Here is a 445-nt window from a genome sequence, read left to right as displayed (position 1 = left end):
CTATGGTCTAAGTAGAAAAAACCTTCTGGCTTATTGTCTCTCATCATATATCCACTGTCAGAATCGGTTGTACTTTTCTTAATCTCCTTTGTTTCTATTTTTTCTTCTCTAGGTTTTAATGGTTTTTTTCCATGTTTCTTTCTATCTTCATTTACATCTTTATCCAACTCTTCAATATAATCTTTAGGTGTTACAGTAACTTCAACTTTCTCAAATTTGCGCTTATTAGCATTTGCTTTGATATGTGTTGAATCTGAATAAAGAATTTTACCACTAACTAGCCCTTTCTCCATAGCTTGGAGCACTATATTATCAAATATTTTTTGTGCAACATCAGTATCCTTAAATCTTCGAATTCTATTTTGACTAATTGTTGATGCATCAGGTATTTTTTCGGTTATTGAATATCCCAAAAACCATCTATAGGCTAAGTTGACTTCTATAT

The 445-nt window shown here is 31.0% G+C and carries 1 protein-coding gene; it reads right to left on the bottom strand.

Annotated features, from left to right (window positions below; genetic code table 11):
• The coding region (locus tag CPJCM30710_RS17495; RefSeq protein WP_212905402.1) for a transposase at positions 1-445 on the bottom strand (445 nt) is incomplete at both ends.

This window comes from Clostridium polyendosporum, assembly GCF_018332455.1.
Classification (GTDB): domain Bacteria; phylum Bacillota; class Clostridia; order Clostridiales; family Clostridiaceae; genus Clostridium_AY; species Clostridium_AY polyendosporum.
The sequence above is the reverse complement of the archived record's forward strand: the minus strand, read 5'-3'. Positions and strand labels throughout refer to the sequence as shown.